Annotated in this window: 23 protein-coding genes; 9 read left to right on the forward strand and 14 right to left on the reverse strand. The window is 60.3% G+C overall.

From position 1 onward, the window contains the following. Positions 1-84 precede the first annotated feature (84 nt). The gene (locus N8H71_RS04420) at positions 85-603 is read left to right on the forward strand and encodes a DUF3617 domain-containing protein (RefSeq protein ID WP_007954220.1); all 519 of its coding nucleotides are present in this window, start codon (positions 85-87) and stop codon (positions 601-603) included. Between the two features lie 47 nt (positions 604-650). Here N8H71_RS04420 and N8H71_RS04425 read toward each other — a convergent pair whose 3' ends face one another. From N8H71_RS04425 to folE2, 6 genes are read right to left on the reverse strand one after another with little or no spacing between them, the layout of a single operon-like run. Next, positions 651-1988: a dihydroorotase gene (locus N8H71_RS04425; protein ID WP_262193071.1), complete on the reverse strand. Its 1338-nt coding sequence runs from the start codon at positions 1986-1988 to the stop codon at positions 651-653. Positions 1989-1991: 3 nt separating this feature from the next. Continuing rightward, positions 1992-2552, reverse strand: coding sequence for a carbonate dehydratase (locus N8H71_RS04430; RefSeq protein WP_262193073.1), 561 nt, complete (start codon positions 2550-2552; stop codon positions 1992-1994). Then, positions 2549-3424 (reverse strand): metal ABC transporter substrate-binding protein, encoded by an 876-nt coding sequence (locus N8H71_RS04435; RefSeq protein WP_262193074.1) that lies wholly within the window; start codon positions 3422-3424, stop codon positions 2549-2551. Before N8H71_RS04435 ends, N8H71_RS04430 begins: the two co-directional genes overlap by 4 nt. 11 nt (positions 3425-3435) lie before the next feature. Then, on the reverse strand, positions 3436-4302 hold the full coding sequence (locus N8H71_RS04440; RefSeq protein ID WP_262193075.1) for a metal ABC transporter permease: 867 nt from the start codon (positions 4300-4302) through the stop codon (positions 3436-3438). Further along, positions 4302-4970 (reverse strand): metal ABC transporter ATP-binding protein, encoded by a 669-nt coding sequence (locus tag N8H71_RS04445; protein ID WP_262193076.1) that lies wholly within the window; start codon positions 4968-4970, stop codon positions 4302-4304. Before N8H71_RS04445 ends, N8H71_RS04440 begins: the two co-directional genes overlap by 1 nt. Continuing rightward, positions 4967-5863, reverse strand: a complete 897-nt coding sequence (gene folE2 / locus N8H71_RS04450) for a GTP cyclohydrolase FolE2 (RefSeq protein ID WP_262193077.1) — start codon at positions 5861-5863, stop codon at positions 4967-4969. The genes N8H71_RS04445 and folE2 overlap by 4 nt, the downstream gene beginning before the upstream one ends. 84 nt (positions 5864-5947) lie before the next feature. Here folE2 and N8H71_RS04455 point away from each other — a divergent pair, with 84 nt between their 5' ends. Beyond that, on the forward strand, positions 5948-7147 hold the full coding sequence (locus tag N8H71_RS04455) for an N-acetylmuramoyl-L-alanine amidase (RefSeq protein WP_262193079.1): 1200 nt from the start codon (positions 5948-5950) through the stop codon (positions 7145-7147). On the opposite strand, the gene N8H71_RS04460 is transcribed toward N8H71_RS04455, so the two are convergent. After that, complete coding sequence (locus N8H71_RS04460) at positions 7144-7518, reverse strand: glutamine synthetase (protein ID WP_262193081.1); 375 nt, start codon at positions 7516-7518, stop codon at positions 7144-7146. The two genes, N8H71_RS04455 and N8H71_RS04460, sit on opposite strands and share 4 nt — an antisense overlap. Before the next feature lie 223 nt (positions 7519-7741). On the opposite strand from N8H71_RS04460, the gene zigA reads away from it, so the two are divergent. Continuing rightward, positions 7742-8947, forward strand: a complete 1206-nt coding sequence (zigA, locus tag N8H71_RS04465) for a zinc metallochaperone GTPase ZigA (RefSeq protein WP_262193083.1) — start codon at positions 7742-7744, stop codon at positions 8945-8947. Then, complete coding sequence (locus tag N8H71_RS04470) at positions 8947-9597, forward strand: DUF1826 domain-containing protein (RefSeq protein WP_262193084.1); 651 nt, start codon at positions 8947-8949, stop codon at positions 9595-9597. Before zigA ends, N8H71_RS04470 begins: the two co-directional genes overlap by 1 nt. Positions 9598-9601: 4 nt before the next feature. On the opposite strand, the gene N8H71_RS04475 is transcribed toward N8H71_RS04470, so the two are convergent. Continuing rightward, positions 9602-9958, reverse strand: coding sequence for an NADH:ubiquinone oxidoreductase (locus N8H71_RS04475; RefSeq protein ID WP_262193085.1), 357 nt, complete (start codon positions 9956-9958; stop codon positions 9602-9604). Between the two features lie 25 nt (positions 9959-9983). Here N8H71_RS04475 and N8H71_RS04480 point away from each other — a divergent pair, with 25 nt between their 5' ends. After that, positions 9984-10955, forward strand: a complete 972-nt coding sequence (locus tag N8H71_RS04480) for a CobW family GTP-binding protein (protein ID WP_262193086.1) — start codon at positions 9984-9986, stop codon at positions 10953-10955. A gap of 1 nt (position 10956) precedes the next feature. Here N8H71_RS04480 and N8H71_RS04485 read toward each other — a convergent pair whose 3' ends face one another. Further along, a complete protein-coding gene (locus N8H71_RS04485; protein WP_007954242.1) occupies positions 10957-11370 on the reverse strand; it encodes a DUF3301 domain-containing protein in 414 nt (137 codons plus the stop codon). 117 nt (positions 11371-11487) lie between these two features. Here N8H71_RS04485 and pdxY point away from each other — a divergent pair, with 117 nt between their 5' ends. Beyond that, positions 11488-12360: a pyridoxal kinase PdxY gene (gene pdxY / locus N8H71_RS04490; protein WP_085686046.1), complete on the forward strand. Its 873-nt coding sequence runs from the start codon at positions 11488-11490 to the stop codon at positions 12358-12360. A gap of 103 nt (positions 12361-12463) precedes the next feature. Here pdxY and N8H71_RS04495 read toward each other — a convergent pair whose 3' ends face one another. Next, positions 12464-12946, reverse strand: a complete 483-nt coding sequence (locus N8H71_RS04495; RefSeq protein WP_003229693.1) for an acyl-CoA thioesterase — start codon at positions 12944-12946, stop codon at positions 12464-12466. 282 nt (positions 12947-13228) lie between these two features. On the opposite strand from N8H71_RS04495, the gene N8H71_RS04500 reads away from it, so the two are divergent. Further along, entirely contained in the window at positions 13229-14992 is a 1764-nt protein-coding gene (locus N8H71_RS04500) for a cation:proton antiporter (RefSeq protein ID WP_262193089.1), read from the forward strand. Positions 14993-15013: 21 nt separating this feature from the next. Here the strand turns inward: N8H71_RS04500 and N8H71_RS04505 are convergent, their stop codons facing one another. From N8H71_RS04505 to uvrD, 4 genes are all read right to left on the reverse strand, one after another. Continuing rightward, positions 15014-15421: an SMI1/KNR4 family protein gene (locus tag N8H71_RS04505; protein WP_192562898.1), complete on the reverse strand. Its 408-nt coding sequence runs from the start codon at positions 15419-15421 to the stop codon at positions 15014-15016. Positions 15422-15559: 138 nt separating this feature from the next. Next, the gene (locus N8H71_RS04510) at positions 15560-16438 is read right to left on the reverse strand and encodes a Tim44 domain-containing protein (RefSeq protein ID WP_262193092.1); all 879 of its coding nucleotides are present in this window, start codon (positions 16436-16438) and stop codon (positions 15560-15562) included. 175 nt (positions 16439-16613) lie between these two features. After that, positions 16614-17054: an EamA family transporter gene (locus N8H71_RS04515; RefSeq protein ID WP_262193093.1), complete on the reverse strand. Its 441-nt coding sequence runs from the start codon at positions 17052-17054 to the stop codon at positions 16614-16616. Between the two features lie 142 nt (positions 17055-17196). Then, entirely contained in the window at positions 17197-19380 is a 2184-nt protein-coding gene (uvrD, locus tag N8H71_RS04520) for a DNA helicase II (protein WP_085686040.1), read from the reverse strand. Between the two features lie 258 nt (positions 19381-19638). Between uvrD and N8H71_RS04525 the strand changes: the two genes are divergently transcribed. Together N8H71_RS04525 and hexR are read left to right on the forward strand one after the other, a co-directional pair. Continuing rightward, positions 19639-22512 carry a putative bifunctional diguanylate cyclase/phosphodiesterase gene (locus tag N8H71_RS04525; RefSeq protein ID WP_262193094.1) on the forward strand — a complete coding sequence of 958 codons (2874 nt, stop codon included), beginning with the start codon at positions 19639-19641 and terminating at the stop codon, positions 22510-22512. Positions 22513-22662: 150 nt separating this feature from the next. Beyond that, positions 22663-23529, forward strand: a complete 867-nt coding sequence (gene hexR / locus N8H71_RS04530; RefSeq protein ID WP_007954250.1) for a transcriptional regulator HexR — start codon at positions 22663-22665, stop codon at positions 23527-23529. The last annotated feature ends 215 nt before the right edge of the window (positions 23530-23744 follow it).

Below are 23744 nucleotides of genomic sequence, written 5' to 3' on the forward strand. Positions count from 1 at the left end.
AATTACTTTCAAGTCACGAACGCCAGCCATGAACCGAAACTGGTGGCCGGCGTCTAACGGCCACTACTGATCAGGAGTTTTTCAATGAACGTTCGTCTGCTGGGTTTGGCGCTGGGCCTGGGTTTGGCCTTGCCGGTGGTTGCTCAGGCGCAAATGCTGCAGCCGGGGTTGTGGGAAATGACGTCGAGCAATGTGAAGGTCGATGATCAGGTGATGGATGTGCAATCGATCCTCGGCCAGATTCAGGGCCAGATCACCCCGCAACAGCGGGCGGAACTGGAGAAGCAGGGGATCAACATCGGCGGCAAGGGCATCCGCGCCTGCCTGACGCCGCAGCAGGTGGCCACCAACGATATTCCGCTGGCGGACCCGCAGTCGGGCTGCAAACAGCAGATCACCGAGCGTGTCGGCAACCAGTGGAAATTCCGCTTCAGTTGCCCGAAAGCCCAAGGCACCGGCGTCGCCACGTTCCTCAGTGACCGTGAGTTCACCACCGTCGCCAATGGCACCTTCAATGCCATCGGGATCAACCAGAAGGGCAGTCTGGAAACCCGGGCAGTCTGGCTGGGTCAGGATTGCGGTACGGTCAAACCGAGAGCGTAACGTCATAATCGAAACCGCCTCCACCTCGAGTGGAGGCGGTTTTCTTTTCAGCGCATGAACCGTAGCGGCAATCCCTGGCAGTTGTCATGGATGCGATGGTCATGCCATGCAATCTGCCCCGACACCATCGTTGTGCTGACCCGATGCCGGAAGCTGCACTGAACGAAGGGCGTCCAGCCGCATTGCGACAGAACCGGCTGACGTGACACCGCGACACCTTTGGGCTCCGGTTGAATCAACACCAGGTCCGCCCAATACCCCTCACGCAAATAACCGCGATCCGGAATGGCAAACAGATCCGCCACCCGGTGGCTGGTCTTGGCCACCAGCGTGGTGATCGGCAGCACGCCATCCGCCACCAGTTCCAACAACGCCGGCAGCGCGTGCTGCACCAGTGGTAGCCCGGATGGTGCCTGTTCATACGCTTGCTGTTTTTCCGCCCAGGTGTGCGGTGCGTGATCGCTGCCGATCACATCCAGTCGATTGCTCAGCAGTGCATGGCGCAGGGCGTCACGATCGCTCTGGGACTTGATCGCCGGATTGCATTTGATCAGGTTGCCGAGGTTCGGGTAGTCACGGTCATCGAACAGCAAGTGGTGCAGGCAGACTTCGGCGGTGATGCGTTTTTGCGTCAGCGGTTTGTCTTCGAACAGGGCCAGCTCGCGGGCCGTGGTCAGGTGCAGGACGTGCAGACGAGTGCCGTGACGTCGGGCCAGATCCACCGCCAGAAACGATGAGCGAAAGCAGGTGTCGGCATTGCGGATCAGCGCATGGGCGTCGGGTGGCAATTGGTTGCCGAAGCGTTCGCGCAGGTTCGCGGCATTCGCCTCGATGGTCGGCGTGTGTTCACAGTGGGCCAGCAGAATCGTCGGCACTTCAGCGAACAGCCGCTCGAGGGTGTGCGGGTCGTCCACCAGCATGTTGCCGGTGGACGCGCCCATGAACACTTTGACACCGGCCACCTCGCTCGGATTGAGTGCAGCGACGGTGTCCAGATTGTCGTGACTGACGCCAAAATGAAAACCGTAGTTGGCCACCGAATTGATCGCTGCCCGGCGCTTTTTATCGGCCAGCGCCTCAAGGGTCAGGGTGGCAGGGTTGGTGTTGGGCATGTCCATGAAACTGGTGATGCCACCGGCCACGGCTGCACGGGATTCGGTGTGGAGGCTGCCCTTGGCCGGCGCACCCGGCTCGCGAAAATGCACCTGGTCGTCAATCATTCCCGGAAGCAGCCATTGGCCGTTGGCGTCGATTTCACGGGTCGCGTTTTCACCTTCGATGCTGCCGGCGATCTTGACGATGCGCCCGTTGCTGACCAACAGATCGGCGTCGAACTCGCGCCCTTCGTTCACCAGCCGCGCATTGCGAATCAACACACTGCTCATGATTCAAAACTCGTTCTGCAGGGCTTTGTAGCCACGTACCAGGTCGACGTTGGTGCGCGCCACGTCTTCGGAAAACTCCGAAGCGCTGACGCTCACCGGCGGAAATTGCGAGAGGTCGGTGCCCGGCCCGATGCGGGTGGTGGAGGGCACGTAGAACGCGTCCGGCAGGTCCCGGCCGTCGACCACCGAGTTGTGCCGCACCACGCAACCGTTGCCGACCACGCAGTTGAACAACACGCTGTTGAAGCCGATGAACACCCGGTTGCCGACCGTGCACGGGCCATGCACGATCGAACGGTGGGCGATGGAGCTGAATTCGCCGATGGTCACCGCGGCGCCGGATTTGGAGTGGATCACCACCCCGTCCTGGATGTTCGAATTGGCGCCGATGGTGATCGGCTCCATCTCGCCCGTGGCGTCCACTTCATCGGCGCGGATGACCGCGTACGGGCCGACGAACACGTTTTCACCGACCACCACTTTGCCGCAGATGATCGCGGTTTTATCGACGTAGGCAGACTCGGCAATCTGCGGCAAATCACCGGAAGGATTTTTACGGATCATGGTTGGCTCAGGGCTTGGTAGAGAGTGTTGAGGTTGTAATCGAACAGGCCCGTGAAGGTGCTGGCCGGGCCGCTGGCAGCAAGAGCATCGGAGTACAGCGTGCCGCCGATGTGGGCACCGCTTTCGTCGGCGATCTGTTTCAGCAGGCGCGCGTCCTTGATGTTTTCCATGAACACCGCTTTGACCTTCGCCTGGCGGATCTGGGTGATCAGCGCGGCGACTTCGGCAGCGGAAGGTTCGCGTTCGGTGGACAGACCTTGTGGTGCCATGAAGTCGATGCCGTAGGCCTGTCCGAGATAACCGAAGGCGTCGTGGCTGGTAACGATCTTACGGTTGCCAGGTGGCAATGAACCGAGCTTGGCTTTCGCTTGGGCGAGGAGGGCGTAGATCTGTTTCAGGTAAGCCTGGCTGTTGCGCTCGTAGTCGGTTTTGTTTTCCGGGTCAGCGGCGATCAATGCTTTGGTGATGTTGGCGACATACAACTCGGCGTTCGCCAGGTTGTGCCAGGCGTGAGGGTCGGGAACGGTTTCGCCGTCCTCGTCCAGCGAGCGCGGAATCACGCCGCGACTGGCGCTGATCACCGGGGCTCTGGTGTCGGTGCTGGCGACCAGCCGATCCAGCCAGGGTTCGAACCCCAGTCCGTTCTTGACGATCAGTTTCGCCTTGAGCAGAGCCTTGGCGTCATCCGGTGTCGGTTCGTAAGTGTGGGCATCGGCGTCAGGGCCGACCATGTTGGTGATCTGGATATGCTCGCCGCCGACCTGATGCACCATGTCGGCAAGGATGCTGAAACTGGTGACCACCGGCAGTTTTTCCGCCGCCGATAACGACATCGACAGCATCAGGCTGAACAGCACGAGTAGAGCGCGCATCGGGAAACACCTCATTGGGATGTGAGCAAAGGCGGGCGGCGCAACAGACCGTGAACCGGTCCGAACACCACGGACAGCAAGTAACCGACACCGGCGACCAGCACGATGGCCGGGCCGCTGGGTAGCGAGTAGTAGAACGACAGCAACAGACCAAGCCATACCGATGCGCAACCGATGAGCGCGGCGATGGCGATCAGGATCGGCAGGCGCCGGCTCCAGAAGCGTGAAGCGGCGGCGGGCAGCATCATCAGGCCGACCACCATCAGGGCGCCGATCGCCTGGAAGCCGATCACCAGATTCAGCACCACCAGCGTCAGGAACACGCCATGGGCGACTGGGCCGAGTCGACTGACCGTGCGCAGGAAAAACGGATCGAGGGTGTCGAGCAACAACGGTTTGTAGATCAGCGCCATGGCCATCAGGCTGAGTGCCGATACCCACAACATGCCGTTGAGGGTCGGCCCGTCCACCGCCAAGGCAGAGCCGAACAGCAGGTGCAGCAAATCGAGTCGCTTGCCGGCGATGCCGAGAATCAGCACGCCGCTGGCCAGCGAGATGGGATAGATCGCGGCGAGGCTGGCGTCTTCGCGCAGGCCGGTGCGTCGGGTGATCCACGCGGCGAGTCCGGCCATGCTCAGGCCGGCACCGAGGCCGCCGAGGGTCAGCGCCGGCAGACTCAACCCGGCGAACCAGAACCCCAACGCGGCGCCGGGGAGGATGCCGTGGGCAACGGCGTCGCCGATCAGGCTCATCCGGCGCAGGATCAGAAACACGCCCAGTGGTGCCGTGCTGCACGCCAGGACCAGACCGCCGAGCAGGGCCCGGCGCATGAAGACGAACTCGTGGAACGGTTGCCATAAATGGCTCAGCGTGAGCATCAGGCCACCTGCGTGTGAGGTGTTTGCTGGATGAGATCGACGCTGCTGCCGAATGCGCAGCCGCTCGGTTTGATCAGCAGGGTCTGTGGAATGTGTAGGCGCACGGCGGCGAGGTCATGGCAAACCACGACCAGGGTTCGTCCTCGTTCATGCCAGGCGTGCAGGTGTTGCCACAACAATGTCTGACCCAGTTCGTCGAGCGCGGCATGGGGTTCGTCGAGCAGCAGCAACGGTGTGTCGGACAGGCTCAAACGGGCGAGCAGGGCGCGTTGCAGTTCTCCGCCGGAGAGGGCCATCAGGGGACGATGTTCCAGTCCGCTCAGGTGCCAGTTCTCCAGTGCGGATTCGAGACGTTGGGCCCTGAGTTGCGATGACAGTCGGCGTCCCCAGAAACCGGCTGCCACCAATTCCTGGAGGCTGATCGGGAATTGTCGATCCAGATGCTGTTGTTGAGGCAGGAAGGACAAGCCGCTTTGGCGTGGAACACCTAACTCGACCTTTCCGGTCAGTGGACGCTGTAACCCGGCGATGACTTTGAGCAGGCTGCTTTTGCCGCTGCCGTTGACGCCGATGATTGCTGTCAGGCTGCCGCTTTCCAGCTTCATGTTAAGCGGTGTGGTGAGCGGCTGGCCGGGAGCTCCCCAGCTCAGGTTTTGGCAGCGAATCATGGCTGCTCCCGGCGCCAATGACTCTCGGCGACGGCGTCGTGAGCATGAAGGCTTTCGGCGTGGATGACTCGTACGTGGAATTCGCTGACACCGGGTGAGCGAAGCAGTGCCAGATTAAGGCGTCGTGCAGCGTCTTCGCAGAACATCAGGTTTTGGCCATTGGCGAGGGCGAAGGCTTGTTCGTCGGCACGTTTCACAGCGGTTTGCACGGCGGTGCCGAGGGCTGCTTCGGCGTCGTTGATGATGGACGTCAGGGGTAGTTCGTCGACAAATTCGTCCAGGTGCAAATGCAACTGGGCGGTACTGCGTTGGCTGTGAGGTGTGGCCACGATGCCTTGGGTCGAGCCCAGCCACGCCAACACATCGGCGTGTTGCAGCGGTTTGTTGGCGAAATCGTCGACGAATTGTTGCTGGATCAACTGCCTCGCCAATGCCGCAGAACAAGGGCAAGTTGAGGAATATGCCACGTCGATTTTCAGTTCCACGTGGAACACTTTGTTTTTTAGCTGGGCTGAAACGGTGACGGGATAGGTTTTCCATCCTGCCAACGGACTGACCAATGCCGGCCTTCTCAACAGAAAATCAGTATGGATATTCAGATAGGCGCCTTCGGACAGATCTTCGTGGCTGTCGAGAAAACGCTGCAAAACTTGACGCAAAAGGGCGGGAGAAAGGTTCTGCTGCTCCAGCGCTTCCAGCCCCAGATAGAGCCGGGACATGTGAATGCCGCGGGCGTCTCCATCATCAAGACTGACGCCCGCATCCGCTTTGGCAGCCAGTCGTTGGCCTTCGATAAACACAGGTAAAGCAATGCCGCACATTCCCACCCATTCGAGAGGCAGGGCCTGGCGGGCGGCTTGAGCCGCGACATCCGGCAAAGTCAGCGCGTTCATGAGCAGTTCCATAATGGTGATTGAATTTGATGTTACATTATAACAATTCAAACCACGATGCCTTTTTCATGAACAGGCTTTCATATGCACAGACGCCACTTGCTCAACCTGATGCTGGCCAGCGCGGCCTTTGTTTTGCCTTTTTCGGTGTCCGCCACGCAGATACGCAATGCGCGGCTTTGGCGTTCGGATGACAAGCTTCGGCTGGTGTTCGATCTGAGTGGTCCCGTGAGCTACAAGACATTCACCTTGAGCACACCCGAGCGATTGATCATCGATTTGAGCGGGGCCAGCCTGGAGGGTGATTTCGGTCAGCTGGCGTTATCCGGCACCCCGATTCGCTCAATTCGCTCTGGCCATTTTGGCCAAGGGAATACTCGGATCGTGCTGGATCTAAGCAGTCCGGTTCAGCTCAATTCATTCTTGTTGGCGCCTCAGGATGGGCAAGGACATCGCCTGGTTTTGGACCTGATGAACTCTTCAGCAGGGCTCCCGGCGAGCGTTCCACGTGAAACACCCCAGGAAAAATCTCACCCCAAGCGCGACATCATGGTGGTGGTCGACCCCGGGCATGGCGGAAAGGATCCGGGTGCAATCGGCGCCAAGGGCGAGCGGGAAAAGGATGTGGTTTTGTCCATTGCGCAATTGCTCGCACGTCGGCTTAAACGAGAGAAAGGCTTTGATGTAAAGCTGGTTCGTAACGACGATTTCTTCGTCCCGTTGCGCAAGCGTGTGGAGATTGCGCGTCAGCACAAGGCGGACATGTTCATCTCGGTGCACGCCGACGCGGCGCCGCGTCTGACGGCTTCGGGAGCGTCGGTATATTGCTTGTCCGAAGGCGGCGCAACGTCCGCCACCGCGCGGTTTATGGCGCAGCGGGAAAATGGTGTGGATCTGCTCGGAGCTACAAGTTTGCTCAATCTGAAAGACAAGGATCCGATGCTCGCTGGCGTGATACTCGACATGTCGATGAACGCAACCATCGCCGCCAGTTTGCAGCTCGGAAGCACAGTGCTGGGCAGCCTGGCCGGCATCACCACGCTGCACCAAAAGCGTGTGGAACAGGCTGGATTTGCCGTTCTGAAATCGCCGGATGTGCCGTCAATCCTCGTGGAAACCGGGTTTATTTCCAACGCGCGGGACAGCCAGCGTCTGGTGAACGCGCGTCATCAGCAGGCCGTGGCAGACGGTTTGTTTGAGGGCTTGCAGCGTTACTTCCAGAAGAATCCGCCTGTCGACAGCTACATGGCCTGGCAACAGGAGCAGAAAGGATCACAGGTTTAGCAGCCAGTGATCCGGCTGCAGGTGAACTTCGCGCTACTGCCGCCGGAGCTGGAGAAGCGATTGATCGTGGTCCAGCCCACTCGCCGGTTGTAGCCAACCCAGGCTTCTCCATCAGAAGCGATGCCGGTGAAGAATGTCAGTTGCCCGTAGCGGCTGTTGGTTTGTACCCAATAGCGGTTTCCCGCTTTTTCAAATCCGCGCAGGTAAATCGTGCTGCCGACGGTGTTGACGCTATAAGCGTTGCCGTCGGCATCAATGCACGCCAACAGGTTCGCACTGCGCGTGCAATCGGCGAGCCCCGGCACTTGTGCTTCGGCATTCAGCGTCAGCAATGCCAGACAGATAAACGAGTATTTGAACGCGGTTTTCATGACGTAACTCGGAGACGACCTGATTACAGCTTCCGGCCCTTTGTCACTTTGGGCAAGAAGAGAGTGGATTGACTCTGTTGTTATACTATAACATTAATCGGACAAGGCTTTCCGTGGCTTCCTTTTCAAGCGTCCGCTTCTCTGGTGATTCCGTCGAAGCCCAAGAACGCTCGCCCCGAGAGCCTCCAGCGCTGTTTAGCGACCGTCTGATGAGGTTTATCCAATGTCTTCCCGACTTCCCGTGACCGTTTTGTCCGGCTTTCTCGGTGCCGGAAAAAGTACACTTTTGAATTACGTACTACGTAACAGAGATGATCTGCGCGTCGCCGTTATCGTCAACGATATGAGCGAGATCAACATCGATGGCAGCGAAGTCCAGCGTGATGTGAGCCTGAACCGTGCTGAAGAGAAGCTCGTGGAAATGAGCAATGGCTGTATCTGCTGTACGTTACGTGAAGACCTGCTTGAAGAGGTCAGCCAGTTGGCCCGTGAAGGCCGCTTTGATTACCTGCTGATTGAATCCACGGGAATCTCCGAGCCGTTACCCGTAGCCGAGACATTCACCTTCCGTGATGAACAGGGGCAAAGCCTCGCCGACATCGCTCGCCTCGACACGATGGTCACTGTAGTCGACGGTATGAACTTCCTGCCTGACTACCAGGCTGCTGAAAATCTCGCTTCTCGTGGCGAATTCCTCGGTGAGGAGGATGAGCGCTCGATTACCGACCTGTTGATCGAACAGATCGAGTTCGCCGACGTCCTTTTGATCAGCAAGATCGACCTGATCAGCAGCCGCGAGCGGGAAGAGCTGATGGCCATTCTCAGACGTCTCAACGCTCAGGCCGAGATCATCCCGATGGTCATGGGTGAAGTACCGCTGGAGAAAATTCTCAATACCGGTCGTTTCGACTTCGAAAAGGCCGCCCAGGCCCCGGGTTGGTTGCAGGAGTTGCGCGGGGAACATGTGCCGGAAACCGAGGAGTACGGCATCGCTTCCACGGCTTATCGGGCACGCCGGCCCTTTCATCCACAGCGTTTTTTCGACTTCATCGATCGCCCTTGGGTAAACGGCAAACTGCTGCGCTCCAAAGGCTTTTTCTGGCTGGCCAGCAAACCCACGGATGCCGGTAGCTGGTCCCAGGCAGGTGGCCTGATGCGCCACGGTTTCGCCGGGCGCTGGTGGCGCTTCGTGCCAAAGGAACAGTGGCCGCTGGATCAGGAAAGTACCGCCGCAATCATGGAAAACTGGATCGCCAGCGTAGGCGATTGTCGTCAGGAGCTGGTGTTTATCGGGCAGAACATCGATTTCGCTCAGCTGTCGTCGGAACTGGATGATTGCCTGCTGACCGATGCCGAAATGGCGCTCGGTACTCAAGGCTGGCTACAACTGCGCGATCCGTTTGGCTCCTGGCACGATGAGGTCGCCTGATGCTCGCCCTGAAACCGCTGTCAGGCAGCACGCGTCATCAGTCTTTCGGCCAGACCCCGCAGGCGTTGGCGAGCATTCTTGAGGACGAGACCAACCTCGCGGTCTGGCAGCGACAGCTTCCGCTGCACATTGCCGAATTCGCGGACTTGTTGCTGTCTCTGAACGAGCCTTACGCCGAGGCGCTGTGCCTGGAATTGCCGGACGAAGACGCAGAGCCGGATCTCACGGGACTGGCCAGCGGCTTTCGCGATCTGGAAGGCTACGAAGGGTTTATCGCCGACTTGAAATGGCTGGTCAGTGCCTTCGCCTGCCTGCTGGGTGCGCGACGGATCGGCCTGCGCCTGCGGGTGCTGGACAAGGCCATGTGTCCGCGTTTTCACGTCGATCATGTGCCGGTGCGGTTGATCACCACGTACGCAGGTGTTGGCAGTGAATGGCTAAGGGAAGGGGTGATGGACCGTCGGCAACTGGGACAGCCGCAAGCCGAACCGCAGGAAGCGTCACGGATTCAGCAATTGAATCGAGGGGAGGTGGCATTGCTCAAGGGCGAAAAATGGCACGGCAACGAAGGTTTCGGGCTGATCCATCGCTCGCCACAACCGGCGTCGGGCGAGCGGCGGCTGATGCTGACCCTAGACTGGCTCGGATAGCGCCTCAGGGCTTGAGCCATTTCCCCTGGCTCTGGGCCTCGCAATAGGGCTGCAAATACGCCGCATCGGTGGCCACGCCGTAATAGTGGATATCCTGGCGATAAGGCATATTGGCGACTTGCGCGTTGCTGCACACGCCGAATGCGCCGGCGGGGCACTGGTCGACGTATTGAACCTCGACTTTCTGCCCGGCCAGGGTCGGCTGGCAGAAGCCGTCGCTGAACAGTTTTTCCGGGATGTTGCGGTTCAGCTGGCAGACTTTCACGTCAAGCCGCTCCGCCTGACTGTGCACCACACAGGCCTGTGCCAACGCCTCGCCCGACACCAGCGCCAGCAACAACGACCATCCCGTCCACCGCATCTTCGACCTCCAGAAAACCTTGATCATGTTGCAGAACATTCCCACCCACGTCATCGCCGGCCCTTTGGGCGCGGGCAAGACCAGTCTGATCCGCCAGCTCATGTCCCAGAGACCGACGGGCGAGCGCTGGGCGGTGCTGATCAACGAGTTCGGCCAGATCGGGCTCGACGCTGCGCTGTTGACCCGCGACGCCGATGGTATCGCACTGGGCGAAGTGGCCGGGGGCTGTTTATGTTGCGTGAACGGTGCGCCGTTCCAGATTGGTCTGGGGCGCTTGTTGCGCAAGGCGCGGCCGGATCGCTTGTTCATCGAGCCCTCCGGGCTGGGGCATCCGGCGCAGTTGCTGAAGCAGCTGAACGAGGCGCCGTGGTCAGGCGTACTCGCTGTACAACCTTGCGTACTGGTGCTGGACGCCCAGGCCCTCGCCGCTGGAAAACCGCTGCCGGATGCGCAGCAGGAAACCTTGTCCAGCGCGGGCCTGCTGCTGTTGAACAAGGCAGAAAATCTCGATGAGACCACGTGTGAGGGAATCACCCGACAGTTGCCGTCTGTCCGACTGATCTGGACGCAACAGGCGATGTTGCCGCTGAGCGAATTGCCGGGTCTGGCGGTGCAGGCGCAAGCAGGTGTGGATAAGTTGATCGTGCCTCAGGGGCTGGTGCAAATGCCGGCCATCTGGAGCGATCCGGCATTGCCGATCTGCCAGAGTCAGGCCCAGGAGGGTGGCTGGAGCATCGGTTGGCGCTGGCATCCGAGTCAGGTGTTCGACGTGTCGGGGATAACCCAATGGCTGAAAAGCCTGAACTGGCGCCGGGCCAAACTGGTGATTCACAGCCCGGGCGGCTGGCAGTCAGCCAATGCGCTGGACAATGCCGAGCTCAGCTGGCTGCCCAGTGAATGGCGCAAGGATTCCCGGATCGAGCTGATTTTCGACGAGCCGCAGATGGTCGGTGAGTTACAGGCCGGACTGGCCCGGTGTCGGCTTCAGGCAGGCTGATTCAAGGCTTCCACTTGGTGTGTTCCTGACGCCACTGGCTCAGCTCGATCACTTCACCACGCGGCTTGGTCACTTCCACCACGGGCGGTGTGTCATCGAATGGCGCCGGGTAGGGCGCCAGTTCGATCTGCGCGCTGTGCGCACCGAATTGGGTGATGGTGCCGTTGTGCCGGGTCTCGCCGGTCACGGTGAATTCGAAATTGTAGACCCGGGCCAGACGTCGCCGACCGCTGGCGTCCTTGATCAAGCCGATCTTCTTCAGCGCCACGTTACCGTCGAGCAACTCGACGCCGACATTCACGCAATGCTGTTTGACCCGCTCCAGCGCCCGCTCGCGCAAGCCGTGATTGTGCCAAAGCCACGCACCGGCGACGGCGAACAGCATCAGCACGAAAATGTTTTCCAGGGTGAGCATCAACACGAAACTCCAAATGATGGCGTCAGCTTAACTGCGTCGCCGGTCTGTCGTACAGGCTGCGTTTCGTCGCATACTGCGCGGCTTGAATTTCAATCGTTTTACGGAAAAACCCGAATGAAACGTACGCCTCATCTGCTCGCCATCCAGTCCCATGTGGTGTTCGGCCACGCCGGCAACAGCGCTGCGGTTTTTCCGATGCAGCGGGTCGGGGTGAATGTCTGGCCGCTCAATACGGTGCAGTTCTCCAACCACACACAGTACGGCCAGTGGGCCGGAGAAGTGCTGGCGCCGCACCGCATCCCCGAACTGGTCGAAGGCATCGCCGCCATCGGTGAGCTGGGCAATTGCGATGCAGTGCTGTCCGGCTATCTGGGTAGCGCGGCGCAGGGCCGGGCGATTCTCAGTGGTATCGAGCGGATCAAGGCGGTCAACCCGAAAGCCCTTTATCTGTGCGACCCGGTGATGGGGCATCCGGAAAAGGGCTGCAGCGTTCCTGCTGAAGTCAGTGATTTCCTGCTGGAAGAGGCCGCTGCCGTTGCGGATTTCATGTGCCCGAACCAGTTGGAGCTGGACAGCTTCTCCGGACGCAAGCCGCAGTCGTTGTTCGATTGCCTGGCGATGGCGCGGGCGCTGCTGGCACGTGGGCCGAAAGCGGTGCTGGTCAAACATCTGGATTATCCGGGCAAACCGGCGGACGGCTTTGAAATGTTGCTGGTAACGGCCGAGGGCAGCTGGCATCTGCGGCGTCCGCTGCTGGCGTTTCCGCGTCAGCCGGTGGGGGTGGGCGATCTGACGTCCGGCCTGTTCCTGGCGAGAGTGCTGCTCGGCGACAGCCTGGTGGCGGCTTTTGAATTCACCGCAGCAGCGGTGCATGAAGTGCTGCTGGAAACCCAGGCCTGCGCCAGTTATGAGCTGCAATTGGTGCGGGCGCAGGACCGGATTGCGCATCCGCGGGTGAAGTTCGAGGCTACGCCGATCAGCCTCTGATACCGCGTCGGCTTCAATCGCGAGCAGGCTCGCTCCCACGGATAAAACATCACCTGTGGGAGCGAGCCTGCTCGCGACAGCGGTCGTCAGACCGCTAAAAATCTCAGGCGTCGCCCTTGATTTCCTGATAGCGCTTTTCCAGTTCCTGACGGATCTGCCGACGTTGCTGCGCCTGCATGTAGCGGCGCTTGTCTTCGCTGTTCTGCGGTTGCAGCGGCGGTACGGCGGCGGGTTTGCGCTGATCGTCCACCGCGACCATGGTGAAGAAGCAGCTGTTGGTGTGACGCACCGAGCGTTCGCGGATGTTCTCGGTGACCACTTTGATACCGACTTCCATCGAGGTGTTGCCGGTGTAGTTCACCGACGCCAGGAAGGTCACCAGCTCGCCGACATGAATCGGCTCGCGGAAAATCACCTGATCCACCGACAGGGTCACCACGTAGCGGCCGGCATAACGGCTGGCGCAGGCGTAAGCTACTTCGTCGAGGTATTTGAGCAGGGTGCCGCCATGGACATTGCCAGAGAAGTTGGCCATGTCGGGGGTCATCAGTACCGTCATCGACAGCTGGGCGTTTCCGGGTTCCATAACGTTCTCACGGGTCAAGGCAGGGTTGCTGGAAGAAACACCTCTGCGGGTGCCTGGTCGCTTTTCAAAAGCACCGTTATCGGGACGCCAGGCAACTGGCCGCCGTCACGCCCGAATCGATCTGTTTCCATATATTGCACCGCCTTTCAGCCGGAAGTCGCGGTGTTACCCTGCAAAAGCGCCTCCCCAAGGGCGATTCCTACACCCAAAGCGGATTTTTACTCAGCTCGCCCAGACATTTCCCATGTCTGCGTGAGCCTCGTCATTCAAGGAGCCCACACCATGCATGCCATCAGCTTTATTCAGGATCTGGCGGTGATCATGTTGGTCGCAGGTGTGGTGACCGTGCTGTTCCACCGCTTCAAGCAGCCGGTGGTGCTCGGCTACATCGTCGCCGGTTTCATTATCGGCCCGCACACACCGCCGTTCGGACTGATCCACGACGAAGAAACCATCAAGACCCTTGCCGAGCTGGGGGTGATTTTCCTGATGTTCTGCCTGGGCCTGGAGTTCAGCCTGCGCAAGTTGTTCAAGGTCGGCGCCACGGCATTCATCGCGGCGTTTCTCGAAATTGTGCTGATGATATGGATCGGCTACGAAATCGGTCGCTGGTTCGAGTGGAACACCATGGACTCGCTGTTCCTCGGTGCGATCCTGGCGATTTCCTCGACCACCATCATCGTCAAGGCGCTCAACGACCTGAAGATGAAAAACGAGCGCTTCGCGCAGCTGATTTTCGGCGTATTGATCGTTGAGGACATTCTCGGCATCGGCATCATCGCCTTGCTGTCGAGCATTGCGGTCAGCGGCACGGTAAGTTCCGGCGAAGTGTTTTCCACGGTCGGCAAGCTCTCACTGTTCATGATCGTCGCGCTGGTAATCGGCATTCTGCTGGTGCCGCGACTGTTGTCCTACGTGGCGAAATTCGAAAGCAACGAGATGCTGCTGATCACCGTACTGGGCCTGTGTTTCGGCTTCTGCCTGTTGGTGGTCAAACTTGAGTACAGCATGGTACTCGGGGCGTTCCTGATCGGCGCGATCATGGCGGAGTCCCGGCAATTGCTGAAAATCGAGCGCCTGATCGAGCCGGTTCGTGACCTGTTCAGTGCGATCTTCTTCGTCGCCATCGGCCTGATGCTCGATCCGATGATCCTTCTGCAATACGCGTGGCCGATTGCGGTGATTACCGTCGCCGTGGTGCTGGGCAAGATGTTGTCCTGCGGCCTCGGTGCCTTTATCGCCGGCAATGACGGACGCACCTCACTGCGGGTCGGGATGGGGCTTTCGCAGATTGGCGAATTTTCTTTCATCATCGCGGCGCTGGGGATGACCCTGCAGGTCACCAGCAACTTCCTGTATCCGGTGGCCGTGGCGGTTTCGGTGATTACCACGTTGCTGACGCCGTACCTGATCCGGGCTGCCGATCCGCTGTCGATCAAACTGTCCGCCGCGATGCCGCAGCGCCTCGGTCGAGTGTTCGGGATGTACGGCGAGTGGTTGCGCAGCATTCAACCGCAGGGTGAGGGCGCGATGCTGGCGTCGATGATCCGGCGAATCCTGCTGCAGGTCGGTGTCAATCTGGCGCTGGTGATCGCGATCTTCTTTGCCGGCGCTTTCTTTGCCGGACGCCTCTCGATCTGGATGCAGGACTGGATCAGCGACCCAAGCTGGCAGAAAGCGTTGATCTGGGGCGGGGCGTTGCTGGTGTCGTTGCCGTTCCTGATCGCGGCCTATCGCAAGCTCAAGGCGCTGTCGATGCTGCTGGCGGAGATGGGCGTGAAGCCGGAGATGGCGGGGCGTCACACACAGCGAGTACGCCGGGTGATCGCCGAAGTGATCCCGATCATCTCGCTGCTGGTGATTTTCCTGCTGTTGGCAGCCTTGTCGGCCAGTATCCTGCCGACCAACAAGTTGCTGGTGCTGATCGCCGTGGTCGCGGCCGCCGTGGCGGCGCTGCTCTGGCGCTGGTTCATCCGGGTGCACACGCGGATGCAGGTGGCTTTGCTGGAAACCCTCGACAACCACAAGGAGCCGTCGGGGCACTGACCGCCCAGGGTGTGGGGCGTTTCAGCTTTCCAGCCAGACGTCCCGCGCCCAGTGCCAGACCGATTCCCAGGACTCTTCGGTGATCAGCTCTTCTTCGCCCGACCACAGCACCACAGTGCCGTCCTCTTCGACGCAGTAATAGTCGTCGCCGTCCTGGCAGATCGGGATCAGGTCGCGCGGCACACCGGCATCCCAGGCGTTGGCGGCAACGTCCGGCAGGTAGGTGTGGGATTGCGGGTCGGTGACTGTCACCGGCTCCAGGCTGCCGTAAACCACATCACTGACAGTCAGCAGAAACTCTTTGAAGACGAACGGGATGTTGATGAAAAGCTCTTCTTCGACTTCCACCAACTGGTCTTCGTCGGGCAACTCCAGGGGAACCGGTACGGGTTCGTTGGCTTCGCGCAGTTGTTCGATGATTTCTTCCACGTCCGGGATCCTCTTGCTTGAATGGCGCGGTTTATATGGGCCGGTTTATACAGTAGCTCGCTATAGATGCAACCGCGAAATAGAAAACCCCGGCCGAGGCCGGGGTTTTTAATGCTGCAGCTAAAACGTCGGAGGTGATCAGCCGTTCTGGCGGATACCGGCTACGAACCAAGGCTGGTTATCGCCCTGTGGACGTTCCATGTTCCAGCTTTCGCTGAACACTTCGCCCTGCTGGTCGAAACGCGAGGTTTTCGACACGCCGCTGAAGGTCAGGGTAGCGATGGTCTTGTCGGCACGGTCATCCACGCCATCCAGTTGCACCTGGAGATTGTCGATGTAGGTGGACTGGAAGGCGTCGCCCAGTTCCGCGCGCTCACGCTTGAGGAACTCGAACATTTGCGGGGTAACGAACTCGGCGATCTTGTCCATTTCGTTGGCATCCCAGTGCTGCTGCAGCGCCTGGAAGTGACTGCGGGCGGCTTCGAGGAAGCGCTGTTCGTTGAACCAGGCCGGTGCGTTGATCACCGGACGGGCAGCAGCAGGTGCGGCCGAACCACCGAAGATCGAACCCATTGCGGCAGGCTTCTGTTCGAACACTTCACGCTGCATTGGCGCGCCCGCCGGAGCGAATTGCTCCTGCTGCTTGCGGCGACGGGCGGCGATGAAGCGGAAGATCACGAACGCGATCACGGCCATGATCAGGATGTCGAAGATCTGCATGCCTTCGAAGCCGCCGCCCATGAGCATGGAAGCGAGCAGGCCACCGGCCGCGATGCCGGCCAGAGGGCCGAGCCATTTCGAAGCACCGCCGGCCTTAGCGGCGGCGCCAGCGGCGCCGGCAGCACCGGCGGTCGCTGCAGCGCCGCCCATGCCTGGGGAAGAAGGAGCCATCTGGCTGGTCTGGTGCGTCGGCGCAGCGCCGGCGCTTTTGCCACCACCAAAGCGCTTGGCGTTGGCGTCGAGGCTCATCGTCAGGCCGATGCACAACGCCATGGCGATGCTAAGAAAACGTTTCATAAAGGGAATTCCCGTTTGTGGAGACACGCGCGCCATGTTGCACAGCTGAAGTGTTACTGGCTAGCGAGAGAGTGTTTCGGGCTTTTGCCTGACAGGTTACGTTCAGCTCGGTCGGGGCAATAAGGCCATGTACTTTTGTGTGTAGGAAAAGGTGATAGGTTCAGCAGGAAATGGATCAGCGCCGTAAGGCCAGCACCACCACGCCGGCAGTGATCAGGCCGATACCGCCCCACTGGCGCAGGTCGAGTTTCTCGCCCAGCAGGATCACACCGAGCACCGCCACGAAGACCACGCTGAGCTTGTCCACCGGGGCGACCAGCGATGCCGGGCCGACTTTCAACGCCCGGAAGTAGCACAGCCACGAAGCGCCGGTACCCAGCCCCGACAACAGCAGGAACAGATAGCTCTTGGCGGAGATCGATCCCAAGGACTGATATTGGCCCGTGGCGTACAAAATCAAGGCCAGACTGACCAATACGACGATTGTGCGCAGCAGGGTGGCGAAGTCGGAGTTGACGTTTTCGATGCCGATCTTGGCGAAGATGGCCGTCAGCGCGGCGAAAGTGGCCGAGAGCAGGGCCCAGAATGTCCAGGAAGAAAAGAAGCCCGAGCCCATGCATGGTGTCCTGTCGGTAAGGGTTGCATAAATCCATGCGGGAGCGAGCCTGCTCGCGATGGCTGCACCGTGGTTTATCAGGTAAACCGCAGCGCTCCAATTCGCGAGCAGGCTCGCTCCCACAGAACAGCAGAACCGGCGTCTAGATCGCTTCCAGCTTCGCGTAGCCGAGCATCAGCCACTTACTGCCTTCGCTGAAGTTCACCTGCACCCGGGCCTGGGCGCCGGCGCCTTCGAAGTTGAGGATCACGCCGTCGCCGAATATCGAGTGACGGACAGCCTGGCCAAGGCTCAGGCCGGTTTCCGGAATCTCGCTGCCGCTGAACAGGTTGCTGCCGCCCATCGACTGGTTGCCGCCGAACGGTCGGCTGACGCTGTTGGACAGGCGCACTTCCTGAATCAGGCCTTTCGGTACCTCCCGTACGAAACGCGACACCTTGTTGTAGGTTTCGCTGCCGTAGAGGCGTCGGGTTTCAGCATAGGTCATCACCAGATTCTGCATCGCCCGGGTAATGCCGACATAAGCCAGACGCCGCTCTTCCTCAAGGCGTCCCGGCTCTTCCAGGCTCATCTTGTGCGGGAACAGGCCTTCCTCCATGCCCACCAGAAACACGTAAGGGAATTCCAGGCCCTTGGCGCTGTGCAGGGTCATCAACTGAATGCTGTCTTCGTGTTCGTCGGCCTGAGTGTCACCGGCCTCCAGCGAAGCGTGACCAAGGAACGCCGCCAGTGGCGTCAGCTCCTCGTCTTCTTCGGTGTTCTCGAAGTTGCGCGCGGCGCTGACCAGTTCCTCAAGGTTTTCCACCCGGGCCTGGCCTTTTTCGCCTTTTTCCGCTTCGTGGTAGGCGATCAATCCGGATTGCTCGATGACGGTCTGGGTCATCAGGTGCAACGGCATCTCGGCGCATTTGGCAGCGAGGTTCTCGATCAGCTCGATAAACGCGCCCAGCGCACCGGCCGCGCGACCGGTCAGGCCTTTATTGGCCACCAGTTGGCGCATGGCTTCCCACATCGACACGTCGCTGTGACGGGCATGTTCGCGGATCGCTTCGACGGTTTTCTCGCCGATGCCGCGAGCCGGGACATTGATCACCCGCTCCAGCGCCGCATCGTTGCCGCGACCTTCCAGCAAACGCAGGTAGGCCATGGCGTTCTTGATTTCCGCCCGTTCGAAGAAGCGCTGGCCGCCATAGATGCGGTACGGAATGCGTTCGCGCAGCAAGGCTTCTTCCAGAACGCGCGATTGGGCGTTGGAGCGGTAGAGAATCGCGATATCGCTGCGAGCCAGGCCGGTTTTCAGCGCGCTTTCGATGGTTTCGACAACGTAGCGTGCTTCATCGTGTTCGTTGAACGCGGCGTAGAGGTTGATCGCTTCGCCATCGCCGCCGTCGGTCCACAGTTCTTTGCCCAGACGTCCGGTGTTGTTGGCGATCAGGGCGTTGGCGGCCTTGAGGATGCCGGCCGTGGAGCGGTAGTTCTGCTCCAGACGGATGGTCACCGAGTCCGGGAAGTCCGAAGAGTACTGGTGGATGTTCTCGATTTTCGCGCCGCGCCAGCCGTAGATCGACTGGTCGTCATCGCCGACCACCATCAGGCTGTCGCCGCCCTTGCCCAGCAGGCGCAACCAGGCGTACTGCACGGCGTTGGTGTCCTGGAATTCGTCCACCAGAATGTGTCGGAAACGCTTCTGATAGTGCGCCAGCAGGCCCGGGTGGTCGCGCCACAGGTCCAGGGCACGCAGCAGCAGTTCGGAGAAATCGATAACGCCGGCACGCTGGCACGCAGCCTCGTAGGCTTCATAAATGCCGCGCATGGTGGCCAGGAACAGATCGCCGCTGGCTTGAATATGTTGCGGACGCAGACCTTCGTCTTTCTGCCCGTTGATGAACCACTGGGCCTGACGGGCCGGCCAGCGCTGTTCGTCCAGCCCCAGCTCGCGGATCACCCGCTTGACCAGGCGTTGCTGGTCGTCGCTGTCGAGAATCTGAAAGGTCTGGCTCAGCCCGGCTTCCTGCCAGTGCGCCCGCAACAGGCGGTGTGCCAGGCCGTGGAAGGTGCCGACCCACATGCCGGCCGGGTTGATGCCCAGCAATTGCTCGATGCGGTGACGCATCTCGGCAGCGGCCTTATTGGTGAAGGTCACCGACAGAATCGAGTGGGGCGAGGCGTTTTCGACCTGGATCAACCAGGCGATACGGTGCACCAGCACTCGGGTTTTGCCGGAGCCGGCACCGGCCAGGACCAATTGACGACCAACGGGAGCCGCTACGGCCTGGCGTTGGGCATCGTTGAGGGAGTTCAGCAGAAGGGAGAGATCATCGCGCATCGGGGCATTCTAGGGTGCGCCGCAGGCCCGGGCAAACCGAGCTTTGCATTAGCCGATGAAAGTGCCGCCAATGACGACTGGTCGGTCACTGGCTACAGGCTTTGGCCCGCCTCGCTCTGCGAGTTTTGCCGGTGATCGGGCGGGGAAAGTTTCGCTCAAATTATGATCTGGAGCAGTTTGGCAACGGGATCGGCTTGTGTATGCTCCGTCAACGTTTCCGGGCGCATGCTCACACTTATAAGAACAAGAACGTTGCCTATGACCCTCAGCTTCGACCTGTCGGGCCCCTCCGTGGAACCCCGGGTGATCCGCAAGCATTACGCCACCCAGATGGCGGTCGAGCGCACGCGCCTTCTTTATCAGGGTTCGCTGTTGCCCACCCTGTTCATGTTGATCAATGGTCTGGTCTGCGCCGGCCTGCTCTGGAGTCCGCAGCGTTACTTCGTGGTCAGCGTCTGGCTGGTGTGGCTGCTGTCTCTGGTGGCGCTGCGAGTGATTCAGGTCGCGGCATTCGATTCGGCGATCCCAGATCGCCAGGCCCAGCCGATCTGGGGCCGGATGTTCCTGCTTGGCTCGACCATGACCGGCCTGACCCTCGCTGGCGCCGGCATCGCTCTGGTCCCCGCCGACAACTTCATGCAGCAGGCCTGGGTGTTCGGCCTGATCGGCGCCGCGACCCTGTCGGCCAGCGTGGCCTACGCCGTGAGTATTCCGGCCTTTCTCTCCTTTACCTTGCCATGCCTGCTGCCGGCCATCGGCTACCTGTTCTGGGGCGGTGATGAGTTGGCGCGCGGTTGGGGCTGGCTCGGGCTGATCCTGCTCGGCTCTCTGAGCGTCGTGGCGTGGCAGGTCAATCGACTGATTGATCGTGGTTTGCTGCGGCGCTTCCAGAATCAGCACTTGATCGAACACCTGCAACAAGCGCAAACCCGCAGCGAACAGCTCAATCAGGAGCTGGCGAAGGAAATCGAGCACCGGCGTTGCGCCGAGGGCAAGCTGCGTGAAGCACAGGTCGAACTGGAAGACCGGGTCGCCCAGCGCAGCCGAGAGCTGGACGTCGCCAACCAGGCTCTCAGCAAAAGCGAAGCGCGCCTGGCCTTGGCGCTGAAGGCCAGCGAGTTGGGGTTGTGGGACTGGAATCTGCAGACCGATGAAGTTCACCACACACAGATTCAGGAACTGTTCGGCATTGACCCGGAATACGTCACCGGACTGCTCAGGCATCTACGACCCCGGCTGCACCCGGAGGACGTGCCGCCGCTCAAGCGTGCGTTGATCGAGCATTTGAAAGGGCGAACCGAGGATTATCAGATCGAATACCGCGTGCGCCACGGCGATGGCCACTGGGTCTGGATCGAAGACCGCGGACGCGCGGTGGAGCGCGACGATAGCGGGCGGGTCATCCGCATGGTCGGTACCCGGCGCGACATCAGCGTCAGCAAAAGCCTGGAAGCCCAACAGCAACTGGCGGCGACAGTATTCGAGGCCGCCAGCGAAGGCATCGTGATCCTTGACCCGAATTATTCGCTGATCGCTATCAACCAGGCCTTCAGCCGGGTCACCGGGTATGACATCGACGACATGCTCGGGCGCAACGTCGTCGAACTGCCGTGCAGCCGCGACGCTCGCCGGCACTACGTCGCGATCCGCCATGCGCTGGAACAGCACGGCAGCTGGCAGGGCGAACTGGTGGAAACCCGCAAGAACGGCGAGCTGTATCCGCAGTGGCTGCAATTGAATGCCGTGCGCGACAGTCGGGGAAATGTGAGTCATATCGTCGGCTTCTTCGCCGATCTGTCGGCGCGCCGTGAGTCCGAAGAGCGCATGCGCTACCTGACCCACTATGACGAGCTCACCGGGCTGGCCAATCGCTCGCTGTTCCGCGAACGCCTGCACGAAGCTCATCAGCGCGTGCGGCAGGGCGGGCGCAGGAGTCTGGCGCTGCTGCACATCAATCTGGATCGCTTCAAATTGCTCAACGACAGCCTCGGCCACGAGATCGCCGACCAGTTGCTGCAAAAGATGTCTAGACGGCTGGTCAACGCCCTGCCGGAGGCCGACACCATCGCCCGGCTGTCCGGCGACGAGTTTGCGGTGCTGTTCGACGCCTACGGCAACCTGTCGAGCCTGGCGCGGGTCGCCACGCGACTGTCGACCAAGCTACGTCTGCCGTTGACCGTGGAAGGGCATGAACTGGTCGTCAGTGCCTCGATGGGTATCAGCATGCTGCCGGACAATGCGCGGGAGATTTCCGCGCTGGTCAGCCAGTCGAACATGGCCATGCAGCATGCCAAACACCTGGGTGGCAACAACTTCCAGTTCTACACCGACAGTCTGCAGGCCAGCACGCTGGAGCGCCTGCAACTGGAAAACCAGTTGCGTAAAGCTATCGAGGACAAGCAACTGCACGTCTTCTACCAGCCGAAGCTGTGTCTTGCGACTGGCCGCCTGAATGCCGCCGAGGCCTTGGTGCGCTGGGATCATCCAGTCATGGGGCGCGTGCCGCCGGGGGATTTTATTGGTCTGGCCGAAGAAACCGGATTGATCGGCCCCATCGGTGAGTTCGTATTGCGCCAGGCTTGTTTGCAGGCCTGTGAGTGGCAGCTTCAGGGACTGACGCCGATCCGTGTTTCGGTGAACCTGTCGGTTCATCAACTGCGCCAGGGAAAACTGGTCAGTCTGGTACGTCAGGTGCTGGAGGAAACCGGACTGGCGCCGCACTGCCTCGAACTGGAACTGACAGAAAGCCAGTTGCTCGACAGCGTCGAACACATCATTGCCACGTTCCAACAGTTGCGGGATCTGGGCGTGAAACTGGCGATTGACGATTTCGGAACCGGGTACTCGTCGCTGAGTTATCTGAAGCGGATTCCGGTGGATTACGTGAAGATCGATCAGGCATTCATTCGCGGACTGGGTGAGGGCACTGAGGATGCGGCGATTACCCGGGCGATTATCGCCATGGCTCACGGGTTGTCGCTGAAGGTGGTCGCCGAAGGTGTCGAGCGGCCCGAGCAACTGGAGTTTCTGAAGGCTGAAGGTTGTGATGAAGTGCAGGGGTACCTGATCAGTCGGCCTGTCGAGGCGGCAGGTCTTGCAGCGTTGTTGCATCAACAGGAAAAACCGTCTTAAAGGGCTACATAAGGTGCATATCGCCTGTTACAGGGGCATCGAGTTATGCATTGAGCAGGCAAAAAGCCGATTCATGTAGTATAACTACAAGCTTGCTACATCCCCGGCATCTGGCCATAACTCATCTTTCCATAACAAGAGTCCAGCCCCTTGAATCTGCTGCAACACATCGCCCAGTCACGTCACCTGTTACGCAAGTCGGAGCTCAAGGTCGCCGACCACGTGCTGCTTGACCCTGCGGCAGTGATGCACAGTTCCATGGCCGACCTGGCCCACAGCGTCGGCATCAGCGAGCCGACCATCGTGCGCTTCTGCCGGGCCATCGGTTGTTCCGGTTTCCAGGATCTGAAACTCAAGCTCGCGCAAAGCCTCGCGGCCGGCGCCAGCTTTGGTCAGTTCGCGATCCATGAAGACGACTCTGTCGCCGACTACAGCCTGAAGATTTTCGACACCACGTTGCACACGCTGATGGAGGTTCGCGAAAAGCTCGATCCTCTGGAGCTGCAACGGGCGGTGACGCTGATGTCCCAGGCCCAGCGCGTCGAGTTCTATGGTTTTGGTGCGTCGGGCGCGGTGGCGGCGGATGCGCAGCACAAGTTCTTCCGTCTGCTGCTGACGGCGGCCGCGTATTCCGACCCGCACATGCAGGCGATGTCGGCGGTGACGCTGAAGCCCACCGACGTGGCGATCTGCATTTCCCAGTCCGGCCGCTCCAAAGACCTGCTGATCACCGCCAACCTCGTTCGCGAGAGCGGTGCGTCGCTGATCACCTTGTGCCCGAGCCAGACACCGCTGGCCGAGCTGTCGACCGTCAACCTGGCGATCGACGTTCACGAAGACACCGAAATCTACACGCCGCTGACTTCGCGTATCGCTCACCTGGTGGTGATCGACGTACTGGCGATGGGCGTGGCCATGGCGCGCGGGCCGAGCCTGGTCAACCACCTCAAGAGCGTCAAGCGCAGCCTGCGCAGCTTGCGCTTGTCGCCAAAGTCGGTGAAAGCGCTGGATGACTGACGTCATCGCAAGGTCGTTCCGACCTTGATCGCGAGCAGGCTCGCTCTCACAGGGGATTTTCTACGTACACAAACTCTGTGTCATATCGAAATCAAATGTGGGAGCGAGCCCGCTCGCGATGGCGGCCTCAAAAAACACCCTCGCCATTTGCAAGTTTCATGGCACTGTCATCCCCTCGCAGCCAAACCGTCATCCCCCGGGCCTATCGTGAAACT

It is taken from the genome of Pseudomonas koreensis, assembly GCF_025447595.1.
GTDB classification, from domain to species: domain Bacteria; phylum Pseudomonadota; class Gammaproteobacteria; order Pseudomonadales; family Pseudomonadaceae; genus Aquipseudomonas; species Aquipseudomonas koreensis_H.

Excerpts from the sequence above, each read along its gene's own strand:
- N8H71_RS04510 (WP_262193092.1), bottom strand. The coding sequence starts at position 16,438 with ATGAAACGTTTTCTTAGCATCGCCATGGCGTTGTGCATCGGCCTGACG.
- N8H71_RS04440 (WP_262193075.1), bottom strand. The coding sequence starts at position 4,302 with ATGCTCACGCTGAGCCATTTATGGCAACCGTTCCACGAGTTCGTCTTC.
- N8H71_RS04460 (WP_262193081.1), bottom strand. The coding sequence starts at position 7,518 with ATGAAAACCGCGTTCAAATACTCGTTTATCTGTCTGGCATTGCTGACG.
- pdxY (WP_085686046.1), top strand. The coding sequence starts at position 11,488 with ATGAAACGTACGCCTCATCTGCTCGCCATCCAGTCCCATGTGGTGTTC.
- uvrD (WP_085686040.1), bottom strand. The coding sequence starts at position 19,380 with ATGCGCGATGATCTCTCCCTTCTGCTGAACTCCCTCAACGATGCCCAA.
- N8H71_RS04425 (WP_262193071.1), bottom strand. The coding sequence starts at position 1,988 with ATGAGCAGTGTGTTGATTCGCAATGCGCGGCTGGTGAACGAAGGGCGC.
- N8H71_RS04430 (WP_262193073.1), bottom strand. The coding sequence starts at position 2,552 with ATGATCCGTAAAAATCCTTCCGGTGATTTGCCGCAGATTGCCGAGTCT.
- N8H71_RS04485 (WP_007954242.1), bottom strand. The coding sequence starts at position 11,370 with ATGCTCACCCTGGAAAACATTTTCGTGCTGATGCTGTTCGCCGTCGCC.
- N8H71_RS04445 (WP_262193076.1), bottom strand. The coding sequence starts at position 4,970 with ATGATTCGCTGCCAAAACCTGAGCTGGGGAGCTCCCGGCCAGCCGCTC.
- N8H71_RS04525 (WP_262193094.1), top strand. The coding sequence starts at position 19,639 with ATGACCCTCAGCTTCGACCTGTCGGGCCCCTCCGTGGAACCCCGGGTG.
- N8H71_RS04495 (WP_003229693.1), bottom strand. The coding sequence starts at position 12,946 with ATGGAACCCGGAAACGCCCAGCTGTCGATGACGGTACTGATGACCCCC.
- N8H71_RS04515 (WP_262193093.1), bottom strand. The coding sequence starts at position 17,054 with ATGGGCTCGGGCTTCTTTTCTTCCTGGACATTCTGGGCCCTGCTCTCG.
- N8H71_RS04420 (WP_007954220.1), top strand. The coding sequence starts at position 85 with ATGAACGTTCGTCTGCTGGGTTTGGCGCTGGGCCTGGGTTTGGCCTTG.
- zigA (WP_262193083.1), top strand. The coding sequence starts at position 7,742 with ATGTCTTCCCGACTTCCCGTGACCGTTTTGTCCGGCTTTCTCGGTGCC.
- N8H71_RS04455 (WP_262193079.1), top strand. The coding sequence starts at position 5,948 with ATGCACAGACGCCACTTGCTCAACCTGATGCTGGCCAGCGCGGCCTTT.
- N8H71_RS04480 (WP_262193086.1), top strand. The coding sequence starts at position 9,984 with ATGTTGCAGAACATTCCCACCCACGTCATCGCCGGCCCTTTGGGCGCG.
- N8H71_RS04435 (WP_262193074.1), bottom strand. The coding sequence starts at position 3,424 with ATGCGCGCTCTACTCGTGCTGTTCAGCCTGATGCTGTCGATGTCGTTA.
- folE2 (WP_262193077.1), bottom strand. The coding sequence starts at position 5,863 with ATGAACGCGCTGACTTTGCCGGATGTCGCGGCTCAAGCCGCCCGCCAG.
- N8H71_RS04475 (WP_262193085.1), bottom strand. The coding sequence starts at position 9,958 with ATGCGGTGGACGGGATGGTCGTTGTTGCTGGCGCTGGTGTCGGGCGAG.
- N8H71_RS04500 (WP_262193089.1), top strand. The coding sequence starts at position 13,229 with ATGCATGCCATCAGCTTTATTCAGGATCTGGCGGTGATCATGTTGGTC.
- N8H71_RS04470 (WP_262193084.1), top strand. The coding sequence starts at position 8,947 with ATGCTCGCCCTGAAACCGCTGTCAGGCAGCACGCGTCATCAGTCTTTC.